This window comes from Pseudomonas sp. 3JA (genome assembly GCF_036961705.1).
In the GTDB taxonomy this organism is placed as follows: domain Bacteria; phylum Pseudomonadota; class Gammaproteobacteria; order Pseudomonadales; family Pseudomonadaceae; genus Aquipseudomonas; species Aquipseudomonas fluorescens_Q.
In genome coordinates this window covers 1-26,871 of the sequence record NZ_JBAMDJ010000058.1, presented here as the reverse complement: position 1 = coordinate 26,871, position 26,871 = coordinate 1, and the positions used below count along the sequence as shown (strand labels likewise).

Genomic DNA, 26,871 nt, shown 5'->3' with positions numbered 1-26,871 from the left:
GGTACCCTTACGCCTTATGCGTGATTTCCCACAAGGATTTAAGAAATGTCCGAGCCAGTCAAACTGCGCGCCCACAACCAGGCCCATTGCAAGGATTGCAGCCTGGCCCCCCTCTGCCTGCCGCTTTCGCTGAATCTTGAGGACATGGACGCGCTGGACGACATCGTCAAACGGGGCCGACCGTTGAAAAAAGGCGAGTTCCTGTTTCGCCAGGGCGACGCCTTCGACTCTGTCTACGCCGTGCGCTCGGGCGCCTTGAAGACCTTCAACCTGAGCGATGGCGGCGAAGAACAGCTCACCGGCTTCCACCTGCCCAGCGAACTGGTGGGCCTGTCCGGTATGGACACCGAGTCCCACCCGGTCTCGGCCCAGGCGCTGGAAACCACCTCGGTGTGCGAAATTCCCTTCGATCGCCTGGACGAGTTGGCCATACAGCTGCCGCAACTGCGCCGCCAGTTGATGCGGGTCATGAGCCGGGAAATCCGTGACGATCAGCAGATGATGCTGCTGCTCTCGAAAAAAACCGCCGACGAGCGTATCGCCACGTTCCTGGTCAACCTCTCGGCACGCTTCCGCGCCCGCGGGTTCTCGGCCAACCAGTTCCGCCTGAGCATGTCGCGCAATGAAATCGGCAATTACCTGGGCCTGGCAGTGGAAACTGTGTCCCGGGTGTTCACCCGTTTCCAGCAGAACGAATTGATTGCCGCCGAAGGCAAGGAAATTCACATTCTTGACCCGATCCAGCTCTGCGCCCTGGCCGGCGGCTCGATCGACGGCTGATGAACCTGCGCGGCTGAGGGATTTGCCTCGCCGCGCTATACTGCCGCGTTTGCAGCCCTGCCAGGACACCTCCACGATGGTCTTTGACTCCTTCGACATCAAATCCCTGATCCGCCCCGTGATCGACTTCCCCAAGCCCGGCGTGATCTTTCGCGACATTACCCCACTCTTCCAATCCCCGACCGCCCTGCGACTGGTCATGGACAGTTTCGCCCACCGGTACGTCGAGGCCGAGTTCACTCATATCGGCGCGATGGATGCGCGGGGTTTCCTGATTGGCTCGATCCTGGCCTATCAGTTGAACAAGCCGCTGATCTTGTTCCGCAAGCAAGGCAAGCTGCCGGCCGATGTGCTGGCCGAGGGTTACCAGACCGAATACGGCGAAGCCTTCCTTGAAGTGCACGCCGATAGCTTGTGCGAGGGTGATTCGGTGGTGATGTTCGATGACCTGATCGCCACGGGTGGCACGCTGATCGCCGCTGCCAACCTGATCCGCCGTATGGGCGCCAAAGTCCACGAAGCCGCGGCGATCATCGACCTGCCGGAGCTGCTCGGCTCCCAACGCCTGGAAGACATGGGGATTCCCACGTTCTGCCTGACGCAGTTCTCGCTCAGCGAAAAATAACGCTCGCTACGAAACCTAATGTGGGAGCGAGCAAGCTCGCTCCCACAGGTACTGTGTAGCGGCTACAACGCGATCGGCTTGCGCCCGGCAAACGAATGCGCCAGCGTCCCGCCATCCACCAATTCAAGCTCCCCACCCAGCGGCACGCCGTGGGCGATGCGCGAGGCGATCAAGCCTTTGTTGTTGAGCAGTTGGGCAATGTAATGGGCGGTGGCTTCGCCTTCGACCGTCGGGTTCGTAGCGAGAATGACTTCCGTGAACGTACCCGCCTCTTCGATCCGCGCGATCAACTGTGGAATGCCGATGGCTTCAGGCCCCAAGCCGTCGAGCGGTGACAAATGGCCCTTGAGCACGAAATAACGGCCGCGAAAACCGGTCTGCTCTACCGCATACACATCCATAGGCCCTTCCACCACGCAAAGCAGGCTGTCGTCCCGACGCGGATCGGCACATTGTGGACAGAGATCGTCTTCGGTGAGGGTGCGGCATAACCGGCAATGCCCTACGCCTTCCATGGCCTGGCTCAGGGCCTGGGCCAGGCGCGAACCGCCGCTGCGATCACGCTCGAGCAATTGCAACGCCATGCGCTGGGCAGTTTTCTGACCTACACCCGGCAACGTTCGCAGGGCATCGATCAGTTGGCGAATCAAAGGGCTGAAGCTCATGGAGGAAATGTCCGACATAACAACGAGACGCGGTTTATACCCGCGCCTCCGATTAGCGTCAAATACTCAATCCTGCGCGACCCGCACCACCAACTTGCCGAAGTTGCGCCCTTCCAACAACCCGATAAACGCCTGTGGCGCATTCTCAAGGCCATCGACCAGGTCTTCACGGAACTTGACCTTGCCATCGCGCACCCAAGGGGCCATGGCACTGATGAACTCCGGCTGACGGTCGCCGTAGTCATCGAACACAATAAACCCCTGGATCCGCACGCGCTTGTTAAGCAACGTGCGCTGCAACTGCGGCAAGCGATCCGGGCCGCTCGGCGCTTGATGATCGTTGTAGGACGCGATCAGGCCACAAAGCGGGATTCGCGCCTTGGCGTTGAGCAGCGGCACGACGGCATCGAAAACCTTGCCACCGACGTTTTCGTAATAGATGTCGATGCCCTTGTCGCAAGCCTGCGCCAGCTCCTCGGCAAAACGTGCGCTCTTGTGATCGACACAGGCGTCAAATCCCAGCTCGTCGACCACGTACTTGCATTTCTCGCGGCCACCCGCGACGCCGACGACGCGCAGGCCCTTGATCTTCGCCACCTGGCCGACCACCGAGCCCACCGCACCCGAGGCCGCCGCGACCACCAGGGTCTCCCCGGCCTTGGGTTGGCCGATGTCCATCAGCCCCATGTAAGCGGTCATGCCCGGCATGCCCAGTACACCCAAGGCCATCGACGGGCTCGCAAGCCCCGAGGGGATGGGCATCACGTTGCGCCCGTCGCTGATGCTGTGGCTCTGCCAACCGGTGGCCCCCACCACCAGATCACCCTCCTGGAATTTCGGGTGCATCGAGCGCTCCACGCGGCTGACGGCGCCGCCGGTCATCACCTCGTCGATTTTTACCGGAGCAGCGTAGGAAGGCGCGTCACTCATTCGCCCGCGCATGTAAGGGTCCAGCGACAGGAATTGCGTCTTGAGCAGGATCTGCCCTTGCGCCAGCTCCGGCAGCGTCACGTGCTCCAGGCGGAAATTCTCCGCGGTCGGGGCGCCGTGGGGGCGGGAGGCAAGGACGATGCGCTGGTTGGAGGTCGATGCTTGTGACATGGAAGCGTCTCCTTGATCGTTGAGTGGCACGTATAGGGAGCAGACCATTGCCGAGGGGGCGGCGTTCGATGTTTGTTCAGCGGGCACCTGTGGGAGCAAGGCTTGCCCACGATACAGACACCTCGGTGTGTCGGAGCGGCGCGTCATCGTTCATCGCGGGCAAGCCTTGCTCCCACAGGTATGATTTCTACCACCGCTCGCGCCTATGATAGAAACAAAAATGCCAGGCGCGATGCCTGGCATTGTGTGTAGCCCATCCCGACCGGGATGGCGAATCAGAACGGCAGTTTCATGCCCGGCGGCAGTTGCATGCCGGCCGTCATGCCAGACATCTTGTCCTGGCTGTTGGCTTCGATCTTGCGCACCGCGTCATTGACGGCGGCGGCGAACAGGGCTTCGAGCATTTCCTTGTCGTCTTCGCTCAGGCCTTCAACCACGCTTGGGTCGATGCTGACGCGCTTGATGTCGTGGCGACCGGTCATGACCACGGTCACCATGTCGCCGCCGGACTTGCCGGTGACTTCGGCGTTGGCCAGTTCTTCCTGCATCTTGGCCATTTTTTCCTGCATCTGCTGCGCCTGCTTCATCAGGCCGGCCATGCCACCTTTCATCATGGGAATCACCTCGAAAGTACTTGGATAAACAACGCACCCGGCCCGTTCAGCCCGGTGCCTTCAGTTATGAGCCCTGGGTGACCGGGGCCTCGACAGGTTCGATAGTATCGTGACGGACCACGGCGCCGAACTGTTGCATCATCTGCTGGATGAATGGATCACCGTGGATCGACTCCTCGGCTTCGCGCTGACGGTCGGCACGGCGCCGGGACGCGGCCTGGGCCGGGGTCTCCTGCTCGGGCTTGATCAGCTCGATGGTCAGCGTCAGGGTGCGCTGGTGATACTGGTTCAGCGCATCGTTGAGGCGACGCTGCTGGGTCGCGTTGAACAGCGCGCTGTGGGCCGGGTCCAGGTGCAGCAGCCAGTGGTCGCCTTCCACGGCCATCAGCGTGCAGTTGGCGGCGATGCTGCCGGTCATGCCGCTGATCGGCAGTTTAGGGAACAGCTCCAGCCATTGCAGGGCCAGCCCGGTGGCTGGCATCGCCGCGGGTTCCGGCTCGGGCTCCGGGGCCGGCTCAGCGGCGTGCTCGCTGGCCAGGTCGTCCAGGTAGCTGTAGGCCGAATCCAGGTCTGGCTCGATGTAATCCTCGTCCAGCGGCGGTTCGTCGTCCTGATCGATGCCTGGCGTGGCGATATCGACGTCGGCCACTGTCGGTTCGGGCACCGGCGCGGCGACCCACTCAGGCGCATCGGGCACCACGCTGTCGGGCGTCGGCAAAGGCATCGGCGGCAACTCGGGCTGCTCGGCGATGGTCTCCAGGACCGGTTCCACGGCAGGTTGCTGGACAACCTCGGGTTCGATCGGATCGTTCCAGGGCAGATCGACAACGGCTTCGGCGACCGGTTCGGGCAGCGCCTCGACGATCGGTTCAGGTTCTGGCTCAGGGGCCGCGACAACGGGTGTCGGGGTCGCTGGTGCCACAGGTGCCGACGCTACCGGAGCCGAAGCCACTGCCGGCGCAACGACGGGCGCGGCAGCCACTGGCTTGGCGGAATCAGCTGTGGCCTGGCTGATCCCCACTGGCTTTAGCGCTTGCCTCGGGGCATCCGCTGTGTCGGCTGGCCGGAACGCCAGCATCCGCAGCAGGACCATTTCGAAGCCGCCGCGCGGATCGGGGGCCAGGGGCAGGTCGCGACGGCCGATCAGGCCCATCTGGTAATAGAACTGCACATCTTCGGCCGGCAACGCCTGGGCCAGGGCCAGAACGCGATCACGATCGCCATGGCCGTTGTCGACGCCTTCGGGCAGGGCCTGGGCAATGGCGACGCGGTGCAGCACGTTGAGGATTTCCGAGAGTACGCCATTCCAGTCCGGCCCCTGCTCGGCCAGGTGACGCACCGCCTCGAGCAGCGCCTTGGCATCGCCTTCGATCAGCGCATGCAAAACGTCATAGACCTGGCCGTGGTCGAGGGTGCCGAGCATGGCCCGGACATCGGCGGCCATGACCTTGCCTTCACCGAAAGCGATGGCCTGGTCGGTCAGGCTCATGGCGTCGCGCATCGAACCATCGGCGGCGCGCCCCAGCAGCCACAGCGCATCGTCCTCGAAGGGCACGTTCTCGACGCCCAGTACGTGGGTCAGGTGCTCGACGACCCGTTCCGGCGTCATGTTCTTGAGGGAGAACTGCAGGCACCGCGACAAAATCGTTGCAGGAAGTTTCTGCGGGTCGGTGGTCGCCAGGATGAACTTGACGTAGGGCGGCGGCTCCTCAAGGGTCTTGAGCAGCGCATTGAAGGAATGGCTGGAGAGCATGTGCACTTCGTCGATCAGGTAGACCTTGAAGCGCCCACGGCTCGGCGCGTACTGCACGTTGTCGAGCAGCTCGCGGGTGTCTTCGACCTTGGTGCGGCTGGCGGCGTCGATCTCGATCAGGTCGACGAAACGGCCCTCGTCGATTTCCCGGCAGACCGAGCACTCGCCGCAAGGCGTGGAGGTGATGCCGGTTTCACAGTTCAGGCACTTGGCGATGATCCGCGCGATGGTGGTCTTGCCCACGCCACGGGTCCCCGTGAACAGGTAGGCATGGTGCAGCCGCTGGCTGTCCAAGGCATTGATCAGAGCCTTGAGCACATGGGTCTGGCCGACCATTTCGCGGAACGAGCGCGGACGCCATTTACGTGCAAGAACCTGATAACTCATCGAAAACCGTCGCAACGAAGGAACATAAGCGGCTAATGCTAGCGGAGCAGGGGCGAAATTGCATCCGGTGTGCTCGTCTAATCTGACTAAGATGGGATCAGGGACTCGGTTGTCGACGCGGTTTTGCACAGTCAGGAGAGTTTATGCGCTCAGCCATGGGGGCTTTGCTGTTGTTGGGGACAGGTTGTCTTGCTGATGAAGTACCTTTGCGTTTTGCCGTTACCGACGGCTGGGCGATGCCCATGGTGCAGATCGAACGGGGTCGCCCGACCCAGGGCATCCTTCCCGATGTAATGACCAGCCTGGCGACCCAGATGGGACTGCCAGCGCAATTCCACGTCCTGTCCCGCGCCCGGCTGGACAGCGCCATGAAACACGGCGAGATCGACGTACGTTGCTATGTCAGCCCTGAATGGGTGAGTGATGGCGGCGATTATCTGTGGAGCATCCCATTGTTTTTCCAACGCGACCTGCTCGTTGCCACGGCAAACGCACCTGCGACAGTAACACCGGCAACGCTGGCGCACCAGGCCATAGGCACGGTGCTCAGCTATACCTACCCGACCTTGCAACCCTTGTTCAACAGCGGCCAACTGCGCCGAGACGATGCTCGCAGCCAGGAGCAAGTGCTGGCGAAACTGCTGGCAGGCCGCTATAGCTATGCGGTCAGCAACCAATGGGCACTGGACTGGTTCAATCAACGCCATCCGGTGGATCGACAACTCCGTGCCGTGGCTGTGCTTCAGGAACAGCAGTTGAGCTGTTACGTGCGCAACGATCCGGACATTCCAGCGCAACGCATCCTGAGAACCTTGCTGAACATGAAGACGTCCGGGGAAATCGACGCGATCATCCAGCTTTACACTGGCCGCAGTGATGCATCGCAGGCCAGGAGAGAGGCACCCTCCCCCTGATCGCCTGGCCGCTGCTGCCATTGCGACGGCGGGATAAAGCCCTGCACCCAGCCGGGTATCCGTTCGGGCGGCATGGGCCGCGCGATGAAATAACCTTGTGCCACCTCACAGCCCAGGCTCAACAGCAGTTGGCCGTGCTCAAGGCTGTCCAGCCCTTCGGCGACCACCTCACGGCCAAACGCCCGGGCCAGGCCGATCACCGCTTTGGTCAGTGCCAGGTCGTCGCGGTCATGGAGAATGTCGCGGACAAAGGTCTTGTCGATCTTGATGGCTTGCGTGCGCAGGTGCTTGAGATCATTGAGCGAGCAGTAGCCGGTGCCGAACCCACCCAGCGAAAACCCCACGCCCAAGGCATGGCAGGCCTGGAGGCAAGCGCTGACGTGGGCAAGGTTCTCCACCGCGACCGATTCGACAATCTGCAGATCCAACAGGCGTGGCGGTACCGCCGGATGCCGCTCCAACACCTGTCGCAGCCGCTCGACAAAATCCGCTCGCTGGAAATGCCGCGCCGAGATATTGATGCTCACCGGCCAGCCCTGCCCCGCTTGCAGCCATTGCTGCAACTGGGTCAATACCTGCTCCATGACCCACTCGCCGATCTCGACGATCAGGTCGGTCTCTTCCACCAGCGGCAGGAACTCCCGAGGCGGCACCAGGCCACGTTGCGGATGCTTCCAGCGCAGCAGCGCCTCCAGGCCGACCACGGTGCCGTGGCGCATGTTGACCTTGGGCTGGAAATGCAGCCGCAACTCATTGCCGGCCAGCGCCTGGCGGACCCGCTCGACGGTCTGGTAAGTGGCTCGCACTTCCTTGTCCCGGGACACATCGAACAAATGGAAACGATTGCGACCGCTTTGCTTGGCCACGTACATCGCCTGGTCGGCATGACGCAACAAGGTCTCGGCGTCTTCGTTATCCCAAGGAAACAATGTGACGCCAATGCTGGCGAAGACCTTGATGCCCTTCCCGTCAATGCCATACGGCATGGAAACAGCGATCAACACCCGGCTCAACGCGGCGTGCAACTCATCCATCCCACGCACATGGCGCAGCACCAGCACGAACTCGTCCCCACCCAGCCGCGCCACCACATCTTCGCCCCGCACGATACTGCGCAGGCGCCTGGCGACCTCCACCAGCAGCCGATCGCCACTGGCGTGGCCGTAGCCGTCATTGACCGCCTTGAAGCCATCGAGGTCGAGCATGCACACCGCCAGGGGCAAGTTTTCCGCACGAGAAAACTCCAGGGCCTGGTCCAGCAGATCGGACAGATAAGTGCGATTGGGCAACCCGGTCAGCACATCGTGACCCACCCGCCATTGCAGGGAATGCAGCAGGCGACGCTTTTCGCTGACGTCGAAGCGAATCGCCAGGTAGCGTTCGACTTGTCCTGTATCGTCATCGATCACTGGCACCAGGGTGGTGTCGACCCAGTGCAACGTTCCGTCCTTGGCCCGGTTGCAGATTTCCCCTTTCCAGACCTGGCCCAGGGCAATGGTGCGCCACATGGCGCCGAAGAATTCGTCAGGGTGCTGGCCGGAATTGAGCAGGCGATGGTTCACACCCAGCAACTCATCGCGCCGGTAACCAAAAAGGCTGCAAAATTGATCGTTGACGTAGGTGATGCGCCCGCTCAGATCGGTTTCGGAAAAAATCGCGGCGGCGTCAACGGCTCTGCGGTACTTCTTATCCATCGAAGCAGTCATCCATGAGTCAGGCTCATTTGTCGCGCGCGGTTGCACCGCCTTCAAGACAGGCGAAAATCAACTAGGCTCAAACACTTTGAGAGAAGCTGGAGCGCGGGCCCTGGCGGTACTAAGGGAGCGCTTCAGCCCTTGCCGAGTATCGCGGCAAGAAACGCAAGGCCCGGTCTCTGCACACGCCCCCGGCTTCTGAAGCAGGTCGCCAAATACCCGTGCCAAAGGCCGATTCTACGAAACACATCACACTTTGCAAAGCAAGGTGATGGATCACGCGGTTGTCTAATGCGAAAATCTATCGTTAAGTTCTTGATTCTAAATGGGAATTAAGCGATGCAAATTTCAAGTTTGGGTCCAGCCATCAGACGCTACCGCAAAGTAGCGGGGCTTACTCAGGCTGAACTTGGCGAAAAAACCGGTTTTGACCCCAAAACCATCAGCCGCTTCGAAACCGGCACCTACACCCCCAGCGTCGAAGCCTTGTTCCTGCTTGCCAATGTGCTGGATGTACAACTGAAAGCCTTTTTTGCCGACATGGGCGATGAGGACGAACAGCGGGCCTATCTGTTCGGTGTCATACACAGAGCCACCTCCAAGGACCTGGGCAAGCTGATCGCAGCGGTCGACCAGGCCTTGTCCAAGCCTTGATGCGCAGATGAGATAGAAGCCGGGGCTGTCGATGGGAGACAGACCGGGGTTCCCTTTGGCGTTTGTTTGCCCTGCCCTTCCAATTCCGAGGGTGACGCAAGACAGAATGTCACATTGACATCTTTCGCCACGAACCTCGACTATCAACGCGCTGATTCCGCGTCCCTATGACGCCTATGACTCGTCGACACAATAAATCCAAGGGGACACAGTGCATAAATTTTCGGTCATTCTTGTCTCGATACTCGCCACCGGTTGCACCGCCAAATACGCTCAGCAAGACGTATTCTCCAACCAGGCAAAACTTGATAGGCAAATGCCCGTCACCGTCGCCACACCGGTCGACGGCAGCTACGAAACAACGCCCTACGCTGCATCCGGCGATATGACAGCTGCCGCCGTTAAAACAGCTTTCTCTTATTACACCAACCGTGTGACGGTAATAGCCGCGTGCCGTGAATTGAGCTGCCTGAGACAGAGCAGCCCTTCGGGTTACTACGTCATCCCAGAAATCCTGCACTGGGAAGAACGCGCCACAGAATGGTCGGGGCTCCCCGACAAGATTGCAGTAAAACTCGCCATTTATGGTCCGACAGGAGAGCAGCCACTGGGGTCTGCGGTCCTGTCCGGCAAAAGCAAATGGGCGACCTTTGGCGGGGACCATCCACAGGATTTGCTACATGAGCCGATTGCTGAATATGTTAAAGCTCAATACTGATCCAATCGGCCTGCGATAGGAGCTCGGTCCGTCGAGCAGTCCGGACCAGACCTCTCCTTCGGCACTCGTTTGCCCTGGCCGCAGCAAAATCCGGACAGCAGGACGCAACGATCGATATCGATCAGCAAAATAAAACTAATGGTTGGAATTTGGCAAACCTTGCGAACGAAGGCTTGGGCGTTATGGAGGCAACCCCACCAGCCACACCCCGGCACACAATGTTCCCGCTGTGGCTGCTTCCTTCCGGATCTGACCAGGTTCACGGGTAATCGTTGCGGGGGGACCGATGGGGTCACCATAACGACGCCCGCCTGACGGCGAGCCGCGCCATTGTACCTATCTGGCAAGAAGTTACAACCGTTCGTGCCTGATTAAAAAACTGAAGATGTTCAAGCACTTGCTGTAGGCGCAAAGCTTACCCGCGAAGGCCTCGGCACATTCGACATGGATACAAGCTGACCTACCGCTTTCACGAGCGAGCCCGCCCCCACAGGGAATGTGTGGGGACACCGAAACGGTGAACACCCGAGGGCCCGTGTGTGAGCGGGCCTGCTCGCGAAGGCGTCGGTACATTCAATATGAGTGTTTGAACTAACATTCCCAAATGATTATCGATGCTAAACCTCAGCAACAGCTAGACCCAAAGACTATTGGTCATTCTTCTTTCGCTGACAGATTTAATACTCCGACAAAGGCCATGACAGCCACTAAAAATAGCGGACGTTATTAATTGGCCACCCTATAATCATGACGAAGTGTTACAAACCACCACCGGGCAAAACGGTCCATATTCACCATTAAGCGCCTGGGCCCGAACTTGAACATTAAAGTACACCGGACTGGAGCCACCACTGACGCCTATTTCATGGCGGTACCAACCACGATGGTCCGGCCGGACAGTGGTGGCGGGGACAGACTGGTCCTGCCCATTGCTGACGGCCGTTACCTTGAACGTGTGAGCAGCTATCTGATCAGCTTGAACGTTATCCGGAATTTCCCAGGCCAATATAATTGTGTATGTGCTTTGCCCGGCCTGGGAAAGCCCCCTGGGAGCATTAGGAATGACTACCTTGCTTTTCTCATTGTGTTTCATAGCATTTACCCTTTTATATAAACAGACCATCATTCATGGCCATTGTCAGGATAAAGGACATTTCGCTTATAAAACACTATCAAAACAAATAGTACCACTTTAGGACCATCTAGCTTTTTAGTAGAGCCGGCAACAGACTTTAAGTTACGAATCGGCACTTGCAAAAAAATCTACAACAGCACCCCATCCGCCCGACCACCCTCCTCCTGGATCACCAGATGGATGAAGTGCAGTTTGGTAATCACCGCGGCCGGTACGACGAATGGGTAGAAATCCGGTTGCCCCATGCTGCGGGACAGTTCGTTGAGCATGCCGGCCAGTTCGATCCAGGCGTTGACGAACGAGAGGAAGGCCGCACCGCCAGTGTGTTCGGGGTCGTACAAGGTCTCGGGCGGGAACGGCTGGTAGTCGAAATCCATTTCACGGGCACTCATGCCGAAGCCCAGCGCCGTGTCCACCGCGTCCATCATGTGCAGGTAGTGAGCCCATGTTTCGGCCCAGTCTTCCCAAGGGTGCATGGTGGCGTAGGTGCTGACGTAACGGGCTTGCCAATCCAGTGGCGCGCCTTGCTGGTAGTGCCGTTCCAAGGCCTCGGCGTAACTGGCGCGCTCGTCGCCGAACAGTTCGCGAAACGCCTCGAGCCAATGACTATTGGCGACCAGCCGATCCCAAAAATAATGACCCACTTCGTGACGAAAATGCCCGAGCAAGGTGCGATATGGCTCGCGCATCTGCTGGCGCACGTATTCGCGATGAGCGTCGTCAGCCTCTTTGATATCGAGGGTGACCAGGCCGCTGGCGTGACCGGTGGTCGGTGGCGTGCCGTCAGGATCGACACCGATGAAGTCAAAAGCCAGGCCGATATTTTCATCGACGGTTTTCGGGATCACCGGCAAACCGAGGGTGATCAATTGCGCCACCAACCGGCGCTTGGCGGTTTCCACTTTGCGCCAGCGTTCGGGGTTTTCTGGAATCGACAGATCCGGAATGGTGCGATTGAGGCTACAGGCGATGCACAGGGTATCGTAGCCGTTGGCCGGCAACAGCCAGTTGCACGCCGCCGGCGTGTCGAGGTTGGCGCAGCGACGGAACAGTCCGGCTTGCGGGTCGGCATCCAGCGTCCAGGTGCCGGGCTGCTCACCGGGTTGCAAGGATGAAAGGCGACTCTGCTCCGGCTGATAGCCCAGCGCCGCCAGGCAGGCCAGGCATTGGCTGTTGCGAAAAAACAGGGACTGACCGCAACGGCACGACCAGATCTTACTGCTGCGTGAGCGGTCGCCCATGAACGGCGCGGCGATGCGTGAAGTCAGTTGTTCGAAGAAACGGTACATGGCGATCTCCCTGGAGCCTGCAAGACTAGATCCCCCCCTACCCATGATCGTTCCCCCCGCTTTGCGTCATAGCACGGGATAAACCGTGGCGAGGGAGCTTGCTCCCGCTGGGTGGCGCAGCCGCCCCAATCGGAACGACGCAACCTTCCCAGACGGACCGCGTCAGGAGGTTTTACGACGGCTGCGCCGCCGATCGGGAGCAAGCTCCCTCGCCACAGCGGCGCCCTCACGATTAAACCGTGATGCCATGCTTGCTCAAGAAAGCCACGAACGCCTCTTCATCCAGCACCTTGAGCCCCAGCTCATTGGCCTTGGTCAATTTCGAACCGGCGCCCGGCCCCGCCACGACACAATGGGTTTTCGCCGACACGGAACCTGCCACCTTGGCCCCCAGGCTCTCCAACTTGTCCTTGGCGACGTCGCGACTCATCAACTCCAGCGAACCGGTCAGCACCCAGGTATGCCCCGCCTCGGGCAAGCCTTCGACGACCTTCTTTTCGCTCTGCCAATGCATGCCAAAGTCGCGCAACTGTCGTTCCGCTGCCTCGGCCTGCTGACGGTTGCTGGCAATGGCGAAGAATTCGCGCACGGCGTTGGCCTGCTTTTCCGGCAACGCCTGGCGCATGTCCAGCCAGTCGGCATTCATCACCGCTTCGAGCGAACCGAACTTGTCTGCCAGTTTCTGCGCCCCGCCGGGCCCGACCGAGGGGATGTCCAGTTTGTCGAGAAAGCCGCCCAGGGTTGTGCTGGCGGAGAACTCGGCACCCAACTCGCCTTGGTCCTGGATCTCGAGACCGTGGCGCAGCAGGTCCTTGATCACCTGGCGGTTGTGTGGGTCTTCGAAGAAGCTGTGGATCTCGTGGGCCACTTCCAGGCCGACGTCGGGCAAGTAGGTGAGCACCTGGGGCAAAGCCGCTTGTACGCGCTCCAGCGAACCAAGAGAGCGAGCCAGGACCTTGGCGGTTTCCTCGCCCACGTCCGGGATACCGAGGGCGTAGATAAAACGCGCCAGGCTCGGTTTTTTGCTGTCGACAATCGCCGCCAGCAGGTTCTTGCTCGACAGTTCGGCGAAACCCTCCAGGTCGACCACCTGCTCGAAGGTCAAGGCATACAGGTCGGCGGGCGAACCCACCAGGCCCTCGTCCACCAGTTGCTCGACACTCTTCTCGCCCAAGCCCTCGATGTCCATGGCCCGGCGCGAGACGAAGTGAATGATCGCCTGCTTGAGCTGCGCGCCACAGGCCAGGCGACCGACGCAGCGATACACCGCGCCTTCGCTGATGGTTTCACGGCCCTTGCTGCGCTTGATCAGTTGCGTGCGCTCGACGTGGGAGCCACAGACCGGGCACTGCTTGGGGACCTCCACCGGGCGAGCATCATCCGGGCGGCGCTCGGTGATCACTTGCACCACTTGCGGGATCACGTCACCGGCACGACGGATGATCACGGTGTCGCCGATCATCAGGCCCAGACGCGCCACTTCGTCCATGTTGTGCAACGTGGCATTGGCCACGGTCACGCCAGCGACCTTGACCGGCTTGAGGCGCGCCACGGGCGTCACGGCGCCAGTGCGACCGACCTGAAACTCGACGTCCAGCAACTCGGTGAGTTCTTCAGAGGCCGGGAATTTATGAGCGATGGCCCAGCGTGGTTCCCGGGCGCGGAAACCCAGTTCGCGTTGGGAGGCGATACTGTTGACCTTGAACACCACCCCGTCGATTTCATAAGGCAACGCGTTGCGCCGCTCGCCGATGTCGCGGTAGTAATCCAGGCATTCGTCAATACCATGGGCCAGCTTCAATTCACGGCTGATGGGCAGGCCCCAGGCCTTGAGTTGCTTGAGATTGCCGATGTGGGTATCGGCAATGTCCGTGGTCACCTGGCCGATACCGTAGCAGCAGAATTCCAGCGGGCGGTTGGCGGTGATCTTGGAATCCAGCTGGCGCAGGCTCCCCGCCGCCGCGTTGCGCGGGTTGGCGAAGGTCTTGCCACCCGCTTCCAGTTGCGTAGCGTTGAGGCGCTCGAAACCGGCCTTGGACATGTACACCTCGCCGCGCACTTCCAGCAGCGGCGGCCAGCCACTGCCCTGCAACTTAAGGGGGATGTTGCGCACGGTACGCACATTGACGCTGATGTCCTCGCCCGTGGTGCCATCACCGCGCGTGGCTCCGCGCACCAGCAGGCCGTCCTGATACAACAGGCTGACCGCCAAGCCATCGAGCTTCGGCTCGCAGCTGTATTCAACCGCCGCGCCACCGCCCAGCAAATCGCCCATGGGCAGGTCGAGGCCTTCAGTCACCCGCCGGTCGAACTCGCGCATGGTGGTTTCGTCGAAGGCGTTGCCCAGGCTGAGCATCGGGATCTCGTGACGCACCTGGCTGAACGCCGACAGCGCCATGCTGCCGACGCGCTGGGTCGGGGAATCGCTGGTCACCAGCTCCGGGTGCTGCTCTTCCAGGGCCTTGAGTTCGTGAAACAGACGGTCGTATTCGGCATCGGGGATGCTCGGCTCGTCGAGGACATGGTAACGATAGTTGTGCTGATCCAACTCGGTACGCAGCTGTTGGATGCGGGTTTCGACGGCGTTCATGGGTGTTCTCTCATAAAGCAAAAGAGCAGCCTAGGCTGCTCAATCTTTTAAAATCGTTGGCAGTTCGAACCTGAACCTACCAATACAGAACCTGTGGCGAGGGGATTTATCCCCGCTGGGCTGCGAAGCAGCCCCAAAAGTCATCAATTCAATTAGCCTGATCAGGCTAGGGCGTCAGGTTTCAGGGCTGCTTTGCATCCCAGCGGGGATAAATCCCCTCGCCACAAAAAGCCCCTGCGCCACAAAGGCTTTGCCGATTTCAGCGTTTCTGGGTCAACGCACGACGCTCGAATTCGACGATGCGCTGGCGGTAGTGCTCGATGGTCTGGGCAGTCAGCACGCTGCGCTGGTCATCCTTGAGTTCGCCATTGAGCTCCTGGGACAGCTTGCGAGCCGCGGCCACCATCACGTCGAAGGCCTGCTTGGGATGACGTGGGCCCGGCAGGCCGAGGAAGAAACTCACCGCTGGCGTGCTGAAATGATCGATGTCGTCCAGGTCGAACACCCCGGGCTTGACGGCGTTGGCCATGGAGAACAGCACCTCGCCGTTGCCGGCCATGCTCTCGTGACGGTGGAAAATGTCCATCTCGCCGAAACGCAGGCCGCTTTCCAGGATGTTCTGCAGCAATGCCGGGCCCTTGAAGCCGGCCGGGTCGCGGCAGATCACGCTGATCACCAGCACTTCTTCAGCCTGGGCCTGGTCCTTGTCGGCGCTCGAGGTTTTGTTCTCGTCCGGGAAGTCGCTGTCGCGACTGCTGAAGCTCGGACCACCATCCAGGTCGAGGTTCAGGTTCAAATCACCCTGGGATGGCTCGCTGTTGCGCTTGCCGCGCTTGGAACCCGATTCCCGTGGCTCACGGGCAGGCGCGCTCATCGACGGCAAGTCGTGTTCGTCCAGCTGTGGCTCCTTGTGGGTGTCCAGCACCCGGGGCGGGCCCAGCAGCTCGGCGTTGTCATCCTCATCCGGCAGGTTCGACAGGCTGCGGTCCAGGCGAAACTTCAGCTTCCCCTTGCCGCCGCGCATGCGACGCCAGCCGTCGAAAAGAATACCGGCAATGACAATGATGCCGATGACGATCAGCCACTCGCGCAGACCGATTTCCATGTAATCCCGTGCCTCTATAAAAATGCTGAAAAATAAGGGGCTTAGCTATTTGCAAACCGCTTTAAAACGTGGCGCCAACTCTATGTTCTGAATGGCCTTTTGCCCACGCATACGAAAAATTGACATTAAACTAGCACGACCAAAGATAACTTTACACCGTCTGTCGCACAGGCTTGTGCCCAATCTGTGATTTGAACAACAGGCCCAAGGGTAAAAAATACCTACAGCGTTCCAAGTAGAAGCCCTACAACCAGTTGTTCAGGCATCCACCATGGCCATGGCCTCCTCCACATCCACCGCCACCAGCCGCGAACAGCCCGGCTCATGCATGGTCACGCCCATCAACTGATCGGCCATTTCCATGGCGATCTTGTTGTGGGTGATGTAGATGAACTGCACCGTTTCAGACATCTCCTTCACCAGCCGTGCGTAACGACCTACGTTGGCGTCGTCCAGTGGTGCGTCGACCTCGTCGAGCATGCAGAACGGCGCCGGGTTCAATTTGAAGATGGCAAACACCAGGGCCAGCGCGGTCAGCGCCTTTTCGCCACCGGAGAGCAAATGGATGGTGCTGTTCTTCTTGCCAGGAGGACGCGCCATGATTGTCACCCCTGTATCGAGTAAATCTTCGCCCGTCAGTTCCAAGTAAGCGCTGCCGCCACCGAAAACTTTTGGGAAAAGGGCCTGCAAACCGCCGTTGATCTGATCAAAGGTATCCTTGAAGCGGTTGCGGGTTTCCTTGTCGATCTTGCGAATGACGTTTTCCAGGGTCTCCAGCGCTTCCACCAGATCGTCGTTCTGGGCGTCCAGGTAACGCTTGCGCTCGGACTGCTGCTGGTACTCGTCGATGGCCGCCAGGTTGATTGCTCCCAGGCGCTGGATGCGCTGGGCAATGCGCTCCAGCTCCTCCTCGGCGCCCTTCTCGTTCGCCCCGGCCACCAGGGTAGCCAGCACACCGTCGAGGTCGTAGCCGTCTTCCAGCAATTGGTCCTGCAAGGCTTTGCGCCGCACCGTCAGGGCTTGCCACTCCATGCGCTGCTGCTCCATCTGGCCGCGGATCAGTTGCGATTGCTGCTCGGCCTGGCTGCGACGCTTTTCGGCGTCGCGCAGTTCACGGTCGGCGTCCTCCAGGGCGATCTGCGCCGTCTTGAGTTCTTCGTCGACGCTCATGCGCTTGTCGAGCAACTCTTCGAGCTTGAGGCGCAGCTCTTCGAGCGGCGCTTCGCCCTCCTCCAGATTGAGGCTCAACTGCTCGCGTTTTTCGGTCAGGCGTTCGGACTGCATTTCCAGCCGTTCCAAGGCCTGGCGCGTGGAGTCGTGCTGGGCCTTGAGCGAGCCCAGGCGCACCGCCAACTGATGGGCATGATCCTTGTGCTGGCGTGCTTCCTGGCGCACCCGATCCAGGCGCTCACGCAAGCTGTCACGCTGGGCCAGCAGCAATTCACGCTGCTCGGTGTCCAGTGCCATGGCGTCGAGGGCTTCTTGCAGTTGCAAGCGCGCCTCGCCGACCTGTTCGTGCTCCAGCGCCCGCTGCTCGCCCAGCTCGGCGATTTCTTCTTCCAAGCGGGTGCGGCGCAGCGCCAGTTGCTCGACCTTGGCCTTGCCAGCCGACAACTGCGCCTTGAGCTCGCCCTGCTGGCGCGCCTCATCCTGCAACAGCCGCCGCAGGTGTTCGCGACCGTTCTCCTGCTGACGCTGTTGCGCCCGAAGGTTTTGCAATTCGGTTTCCAGGGCTTCGACGCTGGCCTCGCGCTCTTCGCGCTCGGCGCCCAGGCGCTGGATTTCCTGGCCCCGGGCGAGCATGCCGCTCTCGGCTTCGCTGGCCCGACGCACCCGCAGGAAATGCCGACCGACCCAATAACCGTCCCGGCTGATCAGGCTTTCGCCGGCCGCCAACTGTCCACGCAGGGCCAGGGCCTGCTCAAGGCTGTCCACCGGTTTGACCTGCCCCAGCCAGGGCGACAGGTCGACCTGGGCCTCGACCTTGTCCAGCAAGCTGCCGGGGATGCGTACGCCGTCGCCAGCCGGACTGAGCAGGCGCAGATCGCCCTGGGTGAAACCCGACAGGTCGAAGCCGCCGAAGTCATCCACCAGCACCGCTTGCAGGTCGGCACCCAGCACGGTTTCCACCGCCAGCTCCCAACCGGCATCGACCTTCAGGCCCTCGGCCAGTCGCGGACGCTCGGCCAGATGCTGGTCGCGCAGCCACTCGGCGGTGCCGGTACCTGGGTCCAGCGCGGCTTGCTGCAAGGCTTCCAGCGACGCCAAACGCCCATTGAGCCGCTGCAATTCGCCCTGGGCCTGTTGCTGGTTCTGCAAGGCCAGTTGCAAGGCCTGGCGCAGTTGCTCAAGCCGTTCGACCTGGGCGTCTTCGCTGGCCTGCAAATCTTCGAGAGTGGCTTCGCTGGTCGCCAGTTGCTCGCTCAGGTCCAGGATCGCCGCGTCTTCCGGGTCTGCCGCGAGCAAGGCACGCTCTTCGGCCAGGCGGCGCTGCCGTTCGGCGAGGCGCTCCATGCTGGTTTCCAACTGCTGGATGCGCGACTGCTGGACTTCAGCCTGGCGCCGTGGCTCGGCCGAGGTCAGGTTGAAACTGTCCCACTGCTCCTGCCAACCGTGCATGGTCAGCTCGGCCTCTTCCAGGGCTGCGGCGGCTTCTTCGGCAGCGGCGCTGGTGACTTCCTGCTCCGGCGTGAGCCTGTCCAGTTCTTCTCCAAGGGTCAGCAACAACGTGCGGTCGTGGCCCAGGTGGGATTCGGTTTCCAGGCGCGCCCGCTCGGCTTCCTTCAAATCATCCTGCAACTGCCGCAGCCGTTGCTGACCGTGCTGGATGCTCTGCTCGACCCGGGCGATGTCGCCCCCCACGGAATAGAAGCGCCCCTGCACCAGATTGAAGCGCTCCGACAGGTCGTGGTGACCGTCACGCAGGCGTTCGATGGCGGCGTCGGCGTTGCGTTGCTCGGCCACCAGGGCCTCGAAACTGACTTCCTGGTTGCCGATGATCGCCTCACGCTGACCGACCTGCTCGTTCAACGCCTGCCAGCGCAGGGCCGAAAGTTGGGCCTTGAGCTGGCGCTCCTCGCCCTTGTATTCCTGATACTTCTTCGCGGCCTCGGCCTGACGGTGCAGACGTTCCAGCTGGCGCTCGAGTTCTTCGCGCAAGTCGGTCAGGCGCGCGAGGTTTTCGTGGGTGCGACGAATGCGGTTTTCAGTTTCGCGGCGCCGCTCCTTGTATTTGGAAATACCGGCGGCTTCTTCAATGAAGTTGCGCAGATCTTCAGGCTTGGCCTCGATCAGCTTGGAGATCATGCCCTGTTCGATGATCGAGTAGCTGCGCGGGCCCAGGCCGGTGCCGAGGAAAATATCGGTGATGTCGCGCCGCCGGCACTTGGTGCCGTTGAGGAAGTAACTGTTCTGGCTGTCGCGGGTCACTTTGCGACGAATGGAAATCTCCGCATAAGCCGCATATTCGCCAACCAGGGTGCCGTCAGAGTTGTCAAACACCAGCTCGATGCTGGCCTGGCTCACCGGCTTGCGGCTGGTGGAGCCGTTGAAGATGACGTCGGTCATCGACTCGCCGCGCAGGTTCTTGGCCGAGCTCTCGCCCATCACCCAACGCACGGCATCGATAATGTTCGACTTGCCGCAACCATTGGGCCCGACCACCGCCGCCATGTTACTGGGGAAGTTCACCGTGGTCGGGTCGACGAAGGATTTGAACCCCGCCAGTTTGATGCACTTGAGCCGCACGTTCAGGCCTTCGTCAGGGCAGAAACCACCAGATCGCAACTGCGCTGGGCATAGGCCGTCAGCACGAGGCGAATCTGCGGCAGATCACGGGCCAGCACAGCGGCGAGCAGGCGCTGGAACAGGTCGAGGAACTCGCTCATTTCCGCCTTGCGCTGGTCCAGGGCCAGGAAATAGGCACGGCTCATGGCCGGTTGCAGGTTCTCGACGGTTTCCTGCAAGTACGGGTTGTTGGCAAAGGGATAGGCGGCGCGCATCACGCTGAAGCTTTCATCGACGAAGGTGCGGATGTCCTGGCGCGAATAGGCGTCGTTGAGACGCTGCTGAATCGCCACGAACGGCGCCATGTCGGCCTGCTCTTTCCAACCGTGGGCCACGGCGTTGCCCAGCAGGATATACAGCTCGCTCATCAGCGTGCAGAGGCTGCGCACCTTGTGCTCGGTGAGTTCGGTGACGTGGGCGCCGCGGCGCGGCAGGATCGCGATCAAGTGGCGTCGCTCCAGGATCAGCAAGGCCTCGCGGACCGAACCGCGGCTGACATTGAGCGCCAGCGTGACCTTCTGTTCCTGGATGCGCTCTCCCGGCTTCATTTCGCCGCGAATGATGCGTTCGGCGAGATGGTGGGCGATTTGCTCGGCGAGGCTGTCCGGGGCCTTGAACGTCATGGTTGTCCTTCAAACTCTTCGATTTGCACAAGCGGCGCAGTGTAGCGCACTCGATACGTCATGGCGCAGGGCCTGCAGCGGGTTTTTGGCACGATTCAAGCAAAAAAGCAGGGCGTCACCCAAGGGTCAATACTGAACCTACACGTTGTTCATCGACAAAACGAATTTTCCTGACCTTTAAGTCAGAAAATCATTGACCGAAAAGTCAGAACTGATAAATTCGGCCCAAGTCGATACAACAATAATGAGTCTGCGAGGCCTTCCGTGATCCAGTTTTTACTCAACCAGGAACTCCGTAGCGAGCACGCCCTGGACCCGAACCTGACCGTGCTCAACTATTTACGCGAGCATGTTGGTAAGTCCGGTACCAAAGAAGGCTGCGCCAGCGGCGACTGTGGCGCGTGCACCGTGGTGGTGGGCGAACTGCATGTGGATGAAACCGGCCGTGAGCGCATGCGCTATCGCAGTCTCAACTCGTGCCTGACCTTCGTCTCGGCCCTGCACGGCAAACAACTGATCAGCGTCGAAGACCTCAAGCATCAGGGCCAGTTGCACAGCGTCCAGCAGGCGATGGTCGATTGCCACGGTTCACAGTGCGGTTTCTGCACACCCGGCTTCGTCATGTCGCTGTTCGCCCTGCAAAAGAACAGCGCGCAACCCGACGCCCATAAAGCCCACGAGGCCTTGGCCGGCAACCTCTGCCGCTGCACCGGCTACCGGCCGATCCTGGCCGCGGCCGAGCAGGCCTGCTGCGGCCAGCAGCCAGACCAGTTCGACGCCCGCGAGGCCGAAACCATCGCTCGCCTCAAAGCCATCGCCCCGACCGAAACCGGCGAACTCAACAGCGGCGACAAGCGCTGCCTGGTACCGCTGACCGTGGCCGACCTGGCCGATCTCTACGATGCCTACCCCCAGGCGCGCCTGTTGGCCGGCGGCACCGACCTGGCCTTGGAAGTCACACAGTTTCACCGCACCCTGCCGGTGATGATCTACGTGGGCAACGTCGCCGAACTCAAGCGCATCGAGCGTTTCGACGATCGCCTGGAGATCGGCGCCGCCACCGCCCTCTCCGATTGCTACGAAGCGCTGAAAGCCGAATACCCGGACTTTGGCGAACTGCTGCAACGCTTCGCCTCGCTGCAGATCCGCAACCAGGGCACCCTCGGCGGCAACATCGGCAACGCCTCGCCGATCGGCGACTCGCCACCGCTGCTGATCGCCCTCGGCGCGCAAATCGTGCTGTGCAAGGGCCAGACCCGCCGGACCCTGGCGCTGGAAGACTATTTCATCGACTACCGCGTCACGGCGCGCCAGGAAAGCGAATTCATCGAGAAGATCATCGTGCCCCGGGCCAGTGCCGAGCAGGCGTTCCGCGCCTACAAGGTGTCCAAGCGCCTGGACGATGATATTTCCGCGGTGTGCGCGGCGTTCAACCTGCGCATCGACAACGGCGTGGTCCGCGATGCCCGCATTGCCTTCGGCGGCATGGCCGCCACACCCAAGCGCGCCAAGCATTGTGAAGCCGCATTGATCGGTGCGCCGTGGACCGACAGCTCCGTCGAACGCGCCTGCGCGGCCCTCGCCGAGGACTTCACGCCACTGTCGGATTTCCGCGCCAGCAAGGAATACCGCCTGCTCAGCGCCCGCAACCTGTTGCGCAAATACTTCATCGAACTGCAAACGCCGCACATCGAGACTCGGGTGACCGCTTATGTCTAACCATCACACCGTAGAGAAGACTCAAGCCGAACTGGCCGAACTGTTCGCCCGCGACCTGACCACCGGCGTGGGCCGCAGCGTCAGGCATGACAGCGCCGCCAAGCACGTGTCCGGCGAGGCGCAGTACATCGATGACCGTCTCGAATTCCCTAACCAATTGCACGTTTACGCCCGGCTGTCAGACCGCGCCCACGCCCGGATCATCCGCATCGACACCGCGCCCTGCTACGCCTTCGAAGGCGTGCGCATCGCCATTACCCACCAAGACATCCCCGGCCTGAAGGACATCGGCCCACTGTTGCCCGGCGATCCGTTGCTGGCCATCGATGACGTGCAGTTCGTCGGTCAACCGGTGCTGGCCGTCGCCGCCAAGGACCTGGACACCGCCCGCCAGGCCGCGATGGCGGCCATCGTCGAATACGAAGACCTGGAGCCGGTACTGGACGTGGTCGAAGCCCTGCGCAAACGGCATTTCGTGCTCGACAGCCACACCCACCAGCGCGGTGACTCGGCCACGGCCCTGGCGAGCGCCGAGCATCGCATCCAGGGTTCGCTGCACATCGGCGGCCAGGAACACTTTTACCTGGAAACCCAGATCTCCTCGGTGATGCCCACCGAAGATGGCGGCATGATCGTCTATTGCTCGACCCAGAACCCCACCGAAGTGCAGAAACTGGTGGCCGAAGTGCTGGGCGTGTCGATGAACAAGGTCGTGGTGGACATGCGCCGCATGGGCGGTGGGTTCGGCGGCAAGGAAACCCAAGCCGCCAGCCCGGCGTGCCTGTGCGCCGTCATCGCCCACCTCACGGGCCAGCCAACCAAGATGCGCCTGCCCCGGGTCGAAGACATGCTGATGACCGGCAAGCGCCACCCCTTCTACATCGAATACGACGTCGGCTTCGACAGCCGCGGCCGCTTGCATGGCATCGCCCTGGAACTGGCGGGCAACTGCGGTTGCTCGCCGGACCTGTCGGCCTCGATTGTCGACCGGGCGATGTTCCATGCCGACAACGCCTATTACCTGGGCGATGCGACCATCAACGGCCACCGCTGCAAGACCAACACCGCCTCAAACACCGCCTACCGTGGTTTCGGCGGGCCGCAAGGCATGGTCGCCATCGAAGAGGTGATGGATGCCATCGCCCGGCATCTGGGCCTGGATCCGCTGGCCGTGCGCAAGGCCAACTACTACGGCAAGACCGAGCGCAACGTCACCCACTACTACCAGACTGTCGAGCACAACATGCTCGAGGAAATGACCGCCGAGCTTGAGCAAAGCAGTCAGTACGCCGAACGCCGCGAGGCGATCCGTTGCTACAACGCCAATAGCCCGATCCTGAAAAAAGGCCTGGCCCTGACCCCGGTGAAATTCGGCATTTCGTTCACCGCCAGTTTCCTCAACCAGGCCGGCGCGCTGATCCACGTCTACACCGATGGCAGCATCCACCTGAACCATGGCGGCACCGAAATGGGCCAAGGCCTGAACACCAAGGTCGCGCAAGTGGTGGCCGAGGTGTTCCAGGTGGAAATGGACCGGGTGCAAATCACCGCGACCAACACCGACAAAGTGCCGAACACCTCGCCCACCGCGGCGTCCAGCGGCGCCGACCTGAACGGCAAGGCGGCGCAGAATGCCGCCGAAACCATCAAACGGCGTCTGGTGGAGTTCGCCGCGCGGCAGTACAAGGTCAGCGAAGAAGACGTGGTATTCCACAACGGTCATGTGCGGGTGCGCGATCACATCCTGTCGTTCGAGGCGCTGGTGCAGCAGGCGTATTTCGCCCAGGTCTCGCTGTCGAGCACCGGCTTCTACAAGACCCCGAAAATCTATTACGACCGCAGCCAGGCCCGTGGCCGCCCCTTCTACTACTACGCCTTTGGCGCGGCGTGTGCCGAAGTGATCGTCGACACCCTCACCGGCGAGTACAAGATGCTGCGCACCGACATCCTCCACGACGTCGGCGCTTCGCTGAACCCGGCCATCGACATCGGCCAGGTCGAGGGCGGCTTTATCCAGGGCATGGGCTGGCTGACCATGGAAGAGCTGGTGTGGAACGACAAGGGCAAGCTGATGACCAATGGCCCGGCCAGCTACAAGATTCCGGCGGTGGCTGACATGCCGTTGGACCTGCGGGTCAAGCTGGTGGAAAACCGCAAGAACCCCGAAGACACGGTGTTCCACTCCAAGGCCGTGGGCGAGCCGCCGTTCATGCTCGGCATCGCCGCGTGGTGCGCCATCAAGGACGCCGTGGCGAGCCTGGGGGATTACCAGCACCAACCGAACATCGACGCCCCGGCAACGCCGGAGCGAGTGTTGTGGGGGTGTGAGCAGATGCGGCAGTTGAAGGCCGTGAAGCCTACGCAAGCCGAAGCCGAGATGGCTCCGCTTTGAAGAGCGGACGCGGAGCGTGATGATCGTTCCCACGCTCTGCGTGAGAATGCAGCCCCCGACGCTCTGCGTCGAAGTTTGAAGAGCGGACGCGAAGCGTCCAAAGATGCATTCCCACTCAGAGCGTGGGAACGATCAGTCAGATGTCGAGGTGAATATGTACAACTGGATCAGCGCCCTCGCCGACCTGCAAACCCGCGGCGAACCCTGCGTGCTGGTGACGATCATCGAAGAACTCGGCTCCACCCCACGCAACGCCGGTTCGAAGATGGTCATCAGCGCCAGCCAGACGTTCGACACCATCGGTGGCGGGCACCTGGAATACAAGGCCATGGAAATCGCCCGGCACATGCTCGCCAGCGGCCAGCAGAACACCCATCTGGAGCGCTTCAGCCTCGGTGCGAGCCTGGGCCAGTGCTGCGGCGGCGTCACCGTGTTGCTGTTCGAACCCATGGGCCAGGTCCAGGCGCAAATCGCCGTGTTCGGCGCCGGCCACGTCGGCCGCGCCCTGGTGCCGCTGCTGGCGAGCCTGCCCTGCAAAGTGCGCTGGATCGATTCGCGGGAGGCGGAGTTTCCCGAACACCTGCCCCATGGCGTGCACAAGATCGTCAGCGAAGAGCCACTGGACGAAGTCGACGACTTGCCCGCCGGCAGCTACTGCATCGTCATGACCCACAATCATCAGCTCGACCTGGAACTGAGCGCCGCGATCCTCAAGCGCAACGACTTTGCCTACTTCGGCCTGATCGGTTCGAAGACCAAACGGGTCAAGTTCGAGCATCGCCTGCGTGATCGTGGTTTCGACAGCGCCGCCTTGCAACGCATGCGTTGCCCCATGGGCATCGGCGAAGTCAAAGGCAAGTTGCCTGTGGAAATCGCCATCTCCATCGCCGGCGAAATCATCGCCACCTATAACGCGGATTTCGGCCAGCACACCGCCCGCGCCGAACCGATCGCCAAGCTGCTACCGGCCTCGCGCCGCAGCCAGGCGAACCGTTGAACACTCGTTGAGAATTCCCATGCCCCTGACACGCAAAGCCTACCGCGCCGCCCTGCTCCACAGCCTCGCCGACCCGGCCAAAGTCGGTATCGAGGCGTCCTATGAATATTTCGAAGACGGTTTGCTGGTGGTGGAAAACGGCCAGATCAGCGCCATCGGCCACGCCCGTGACCTGCTGCCGACCCTGGCAACTGACATCGAAGTCACTCATTACCCGGATACGCTGATCACCCCCGGCTTGATCGACACCCACATCCACTTGCCGCAGACCGGCATGGTCGGCGCCTATGGCGAGCAATTGCTGGACTGGCTCAACACCTACACCTTCCCCTGCGAAAGCCAGTTCGCCGACAAGGCCCACGCCGATGCCGTGGCCGATATTTTCGTCAAGGAACTGCTGCGCAACGGCACCACCACCGCGCTGGTGTTCGGCAGCGTGCACCCGCAATCGGTGAATTCGTTTTTTGAAGTGGCCCAGAAGCTCGACCTGCGGATGATCGCCGGCAAAGTGATGATGGACCGCAACGCCCCGGACTACCTGGTCGACACAGCCGAATCCAGCTACACCGAGAGCAAGGCGCTGATCGAGCGCTGGCACGGCAAGGGCCGCCTGCACTACGCGGTGACCCCACGCTTCGCGCCCACCAGCACTGCGGAGCAATTGACCCTGGCCGGTCAGTTGCTGGGGGAATATCCCGATTTGTACATGCAGACCCACATCAGTGAAAACCTGCAGGAAGTAAAGTGGGTCAAAGAGCTGTTCCCGGAGCGCAAGGGTTACCTGGACGTCTACGACCACTACCAACTGCTCGGCGAACGCTCGGTGTTCGCCCATGGCGTGCACCTGTGCGACGACGAATGCGCTCGCCTGGCCGAGACCGGTTCGGCCATCGCCTTCTGCCCGACCTCGAACTTTTTCCTGGGCAGCGGCCTGTTCAACCTGCCGATGGCCGAAAAACACAAGGTGAACGTGGGGTTGGGCACGGATGTGGGCGGCGGCACCAGTTTTTCGCTGCTGCAAACCCTCAACGAAGCCTACAAGGTGATGCAGCTGCAGGGTGCGCGGCTGAGCCCGTTCAAGTCACTGTACCTGGCCACCCTCGGCGGCGCCCGGGCCCTGCGCCTGGAGGACAAGATCGGCACGCTGCAGCCGGGTTCCGATGCGGACTTCCTGGTGCTGGACTACAACGCCACGCCGCTGCTGGGCTATCGCCTCAAGCAGGCCAAGGACATTGCCGAGCGGTTGTTCGTGCTGATGACGCTGGGGGATGACCGGACGGTGGCGCAGACGTATGCGGCCGGTAAATTGGTGCATCAGCGGTAGATTTTT

Annotated in this window: 19 protein-coding genes and 1 other RNA gene; 9 read left to right on the top strand and 11 right to left on the bottom strand. The window is 61.3% G+C overall.

The annotated features are described in order from the left end of the window. Positions 1-45: 45 nt before the first annotated feature. Positions 46-780: a fumarate/nitrate reduction transcriptional regulator Fnr gene (gene fnr / locus V7773_RS28380; protein ID WP_063322213.1), complete on the top strand. Its 735-nt coding sequence runs from the start codon at positions 46-48 to the stop codon at positions 778-780. Positions 781-856: 76 nt separating this feature from the next. Further along, positions 857-1,405 carry an adenine phosphoribosyltransferase gene (locus V7773_RS28375; RefSeq protein ID WP_003199587.1) on the top strand — a complete coding sequence of 183 codons (549 nt, stop codon included), beginning with the start codon at positions 857-859 and terminating at the stop codon, positions 1,403-1,405. Between the two features lie 62 nt (positions 1,406-1,467). On the opposite strand, the gene recR is transcribed toward V7773_RS28375, so the two are convergent. From recR to dnaX, 4 genes are all read right to left on the bottom strand, one after another. Further along, complete coding sequence (gene recR, locus V7773_RS28370; RefSeq protein ID WP_003199585.1) at positions 1,468-2,070, bottom strand: recombination mediator RecR; 603 nt, start codon at positions 2,068-2,070, stop codon at positions 1,468-1,470. A gap of 66 nt (positions 2,071-2,136) precedes the next feature. After that, positions 2,137-3,171 (bottom strand): NADP-dependent oxidoreductase, encoded by a 1,035-nt coding sequence (locus tag V7773_RS28365; protein ID WP_092223069.1) that lies wholly within the window; start codon positions 3,169-3,171, stop codon positions 2,137-2,139. 275 nt (positions 3,172-3,446) lie between these two features. Beyond that, positions 3,447-3,785, bottom strand: coding sequence for a YbaB/EbfC family nucleoid-associated protein (locus tag V7773_RS28360; RefSeq protein ID WP_003183512.1), 339 nt, complete (start codon positions 3,783-3,785; stop codon positions 3,447-3,449). Between the two features lie 64 nt (positions 3,786-3,849). After that, positions 3,850-5,925, bottom strand: a complete 2,076-nt coding sequence (gene dnaX / locus V7773_RS28355) for a DNA polymerase III subunit gamma/tau (protein ID WP_336076305.1) — start codon at positions 5,923-5,925, stop codon at positions 3,850-3,852. Positions 5,926-6,068: 143 nt separating this feature from the next. Here dnaX and V7773_RS28350 point away from each other — a divergent pair, with 143 nt between their 5' ends. Continuing rightward, complete coding sequence (locus tag V7773_RS28350; RefSeq protein WP_336076304.1) at positions 6,069-6,839, top strand: substrate-binding periplasmic protein; 771 nt, start codon at positions 6,069-6,071, stop codon at positions 6,837-6,839. On the opposite strand, the gene V7773_RS28345 is transcribed toward V7773_RS28350, so the two are convergent. Beyond that, entirely contained in the window at positions 6,785-8,533 is a 1,749-nt protein-coding gene (locus tag V7773_RS28345) for a putative bifunctional diguanylate cyclase/phosphodiesterase (RefSeq protein WP_336076303.1), read from the bottom strand. The genes V7773_RS28350 and V7773_RS28345 overlap by 55 nt on opposite strands. A 339-nt stretch (positions 8,534-8,872) precedes the next feature. Here V7773_RS28345 and V7773_RS28340 point away from each other — a divergent pair, with 339 nt between their 5' ends. Continuing rightward, positions 8,873-9,187: a helix-turn-helix domain-containing protein gene (locus V7773_RS28340; protein WP_336076302.1), complete on the top strand. Its 315-nt coding sequence runs from the start codon at positions 8,873-8,875 to the stop codon at positions 9,185-9,187. Positions 9,188-9,398: 211 nt separating this feature from the next. Then, entirely contained in the window at positions 9,399-9,905 is a 507-nt protein-coding gene (locus V7773_RS28335) for a DUF4823 domain-containing protein (protein WP_336076301.1), read from the top strand. Between the two features lie 192 nt (positions 9,906-10,097). Here the strand turns inward: V7773_RS28335 and ffs are convergent. The 6 genes from ffs to V7773_RS28305 all read right to left on the bottom strand — a co-directional run bounded on the left by ffs (position 10,098) and on the right by V7773_RS28305 (position 20,433). Beyond that, an RNA gene (ffs, locus tag V7773_RS28330) (signal recognition particle sRNA small type) lies at positions 10,098-10,194 on the bottom strand. A 974-nt stretch (positions 10,195-11,168) separates the two neighbouring features. Next, entirely contained in the window at positions 11,169-12,329 is a 1,161-nt protein-coding gene (locus V7773_RS28325; RefSeq protein WP_336076300.1) for a zinc-binding metallopeptidase family protein, read from the bottom strand. Between the two features lie 232 nt (positions 12,330-12,561). After that, positions 12,562-14,919, bottom strand: a complete 2,358-nt coding sequence (ligA, locus tag V7773_RS28320; protein WP_336076299.1) for an NAD-dependent DNA ligase LigA — start codon at positions 14,917-14,919, stop codon at positions 12,562-12,564. 259 nt (positions 14,920-15,178) lie between these two features. After that, complete coding sequence (gene zipA, locus V7773_RS28315) at positions 15,179-16,024, bottom strand: cell division protein ZipA (protein WP_063322223.1); 846 nt, start codon at positions 16,022-16,024, stop codon at positions 15,179-15,181. 258 nt (positions 16,025-16,282) lie between these two features. Beyond that, positions 16,283-19,771, bottom strand: a complete 3,489-nt coding sequence (gene smc / locus V7773_RS28310) for a chromosome segregation protein SMC (RefSeq protein ID WP_336076298.1) — start codon at positions 19,769-19,771, stop codon at positions 16,283-16,285. Positions 19,772-19,773: 2 nt separating this feature from the next. Beyond that, complete coding sequence (locus V7773_RS28305) at positions 19,774-20,433, bottom strand: GntR family transcriptional regulator (protein ID WP_336076297.1); 660 nt, start codon at positions 20,431-20,433, stop codon at positions 19,774-19,776. 264 nt (positions 20,434-20,697) lie between these two features. Between V7773_RS28305 and xdhA the strand changes: the two genes are divergently transcribed. From xdhA to guaD, 4 genes are all read left to right on the top strand, one after another. After that, entirely contained in the window at positions 20,698-22,152 is a 1,455-nt protein-coding gene (gene xdhA, locus V7773_RS28300) for a xanthine dehydrogenase small subunit (protein WP_336076296.1), read from the top strand. Beyond that, on the top strand, positions 22,145-24,544 hold the full coding sequence (gene xdhB / locus V7773_RS28295; protein WP_336076295.1) for a xanthine dehydrogenase molybdopterin binding subunit: 2,400 nt from the start codon (positions 22,145-22,147) through the stop codon (positions 24,542-24,544). Before xdhA ends, xdhB begins: the two co-directional genes overlap by 8 nt. Positions 24,545-24,698: 154 nt before the next feature. Beyond that, positions 24,699-25,541 carry a xanthine dehydrogenase accessory protein XdhC gene (gene xdhC / locus V7773_RS28290; protein WP_092345881.1) on the top strand — a complete coding sequence of 281 codons (843 nt, stop codon included), beginning with the start codon at positions 24,699-24,701 and terminating at the stop codon, positions 25,539-25,541. Between the two features lie 19 nt (positions 25,542-25,560). Then, positions 25,561-26,865 carry a guanine deaminase gene (gene guaD / locus V7773_RS28285; RefSeq protein WP_336076294.1) on the top strand — a complete coding sequence of 435 codons (1,305 nt, stop codon included), beginning with the start codon at positions 25,561-25,563 and terminating at the stop codon, positions 26,863-26,865. The last annotated feature ends 6 nt before the right edge of the window (positions 26,866-26,871 follow it).

Coding starts and splice junctions, on each gene's coding strand:
- dnaX (WP_336076305.1), bottom strand. CDS start 5,925: ATGAGTTATCAGGTTCTTGCACGTAAATGGCGTCCGCGCTCGTTCCGC.
- fnr (WP_063322213.1), top strand. CDS start 46: ATGTCCGAGCCAGTCAAACTGCGCGCCCACAACCAGGCCCATTGCAAG.
- V7773_RS28360 (WP_003183512.1), bottom strand. CDS start 3,785: ATGATGAAAGGTGGCATGGCCGGCCTGATGAAGCAGGCGCAGCAGATG.
- zipA (WP_063322223.1), bottom strand. CDS start 16,024: ATGGAAATCGGTCTGCGCGAGTGGCTGATCGTCATCGGCATCATTGTC.
- V7773_RS28325 (WP_336076300.1), bottom strand. CDS start 12,329: ATGTACCGTTTCTTCGAACAACTGACTTCACGCATCGCCGCGCCGTTC.
- xdhC (WP_092345881.1), top strand. CDS start 24,699: ATGTACAACTGGATCAGCGCCCTCGCCGACCTGCAAACCCGCGGCGAA.
- V7773_RS28340 (WP_336076302.1), top strand. CDS start 8,873: ATGCAAATTTCAAGTTTGGGTCCAGCCATCAGACGCTACCGCAAAGTA.
- V7773_RS28375 (WP_003199587.1), top strand. CDS start 857: ATGGTCTTTGACTCCTTCGACATCAAATCCCTGATCCGCCCCGTGATC.
- recR (WP_003199585.1), bottom strand. CDS start 2,070: ATGAGCTTCAGCCCTTTGATTCGCCAACTGATCGATGCCCTGCGAACG.
- V7773_RS28305 (WP_336076297.1), bottom strand. CDS start 20,433: ATGACGTTCAAGGCCCCGGACAGCCTCGCCGAGCAAATCGCCCACCAT.
- xdhB (WP_336076295.1), top strand. CDS start 22,145: ATGTCTAACCATCACACCGTAGAGAAGACTCAAGCCGAACTGGCCGAA.
- guaD (WP_336076294.1), top strand. CDS start 25,561: ATGCCCCTGACACGCAAAGCCTACCGCGCCGCCCTGCTCCACAGCCTC.
- V7773_RS28345 (WP_336076303.1), bottom strand. CDS start 8,533: ATGGATAAGAAGTACCGCAGAGCCGTTGACGCCGCCGCGATTTTTTCC.
- V7773_RS28350 (WP_336076304.1), top strand. CDS start 6,069: ATGCGCTCAGCCATGGGGGCTTTGCTGTTGTTGGGGACAGGTTGTCTT.
- V7773_RS28365 (WP_092223069.1), bottom strand. CDS start 3,171: ATGTCACAAGCATCGACCTCCAACCAGCGCATCGTCCTTGCCTCCCGC.
- ligA (WP_336076299.1), bottom strand. CDS start 14,919: ATGAACGCCGTCGAAACCCGCATCCAACAGCTGCGTACCGAGTTGGAT.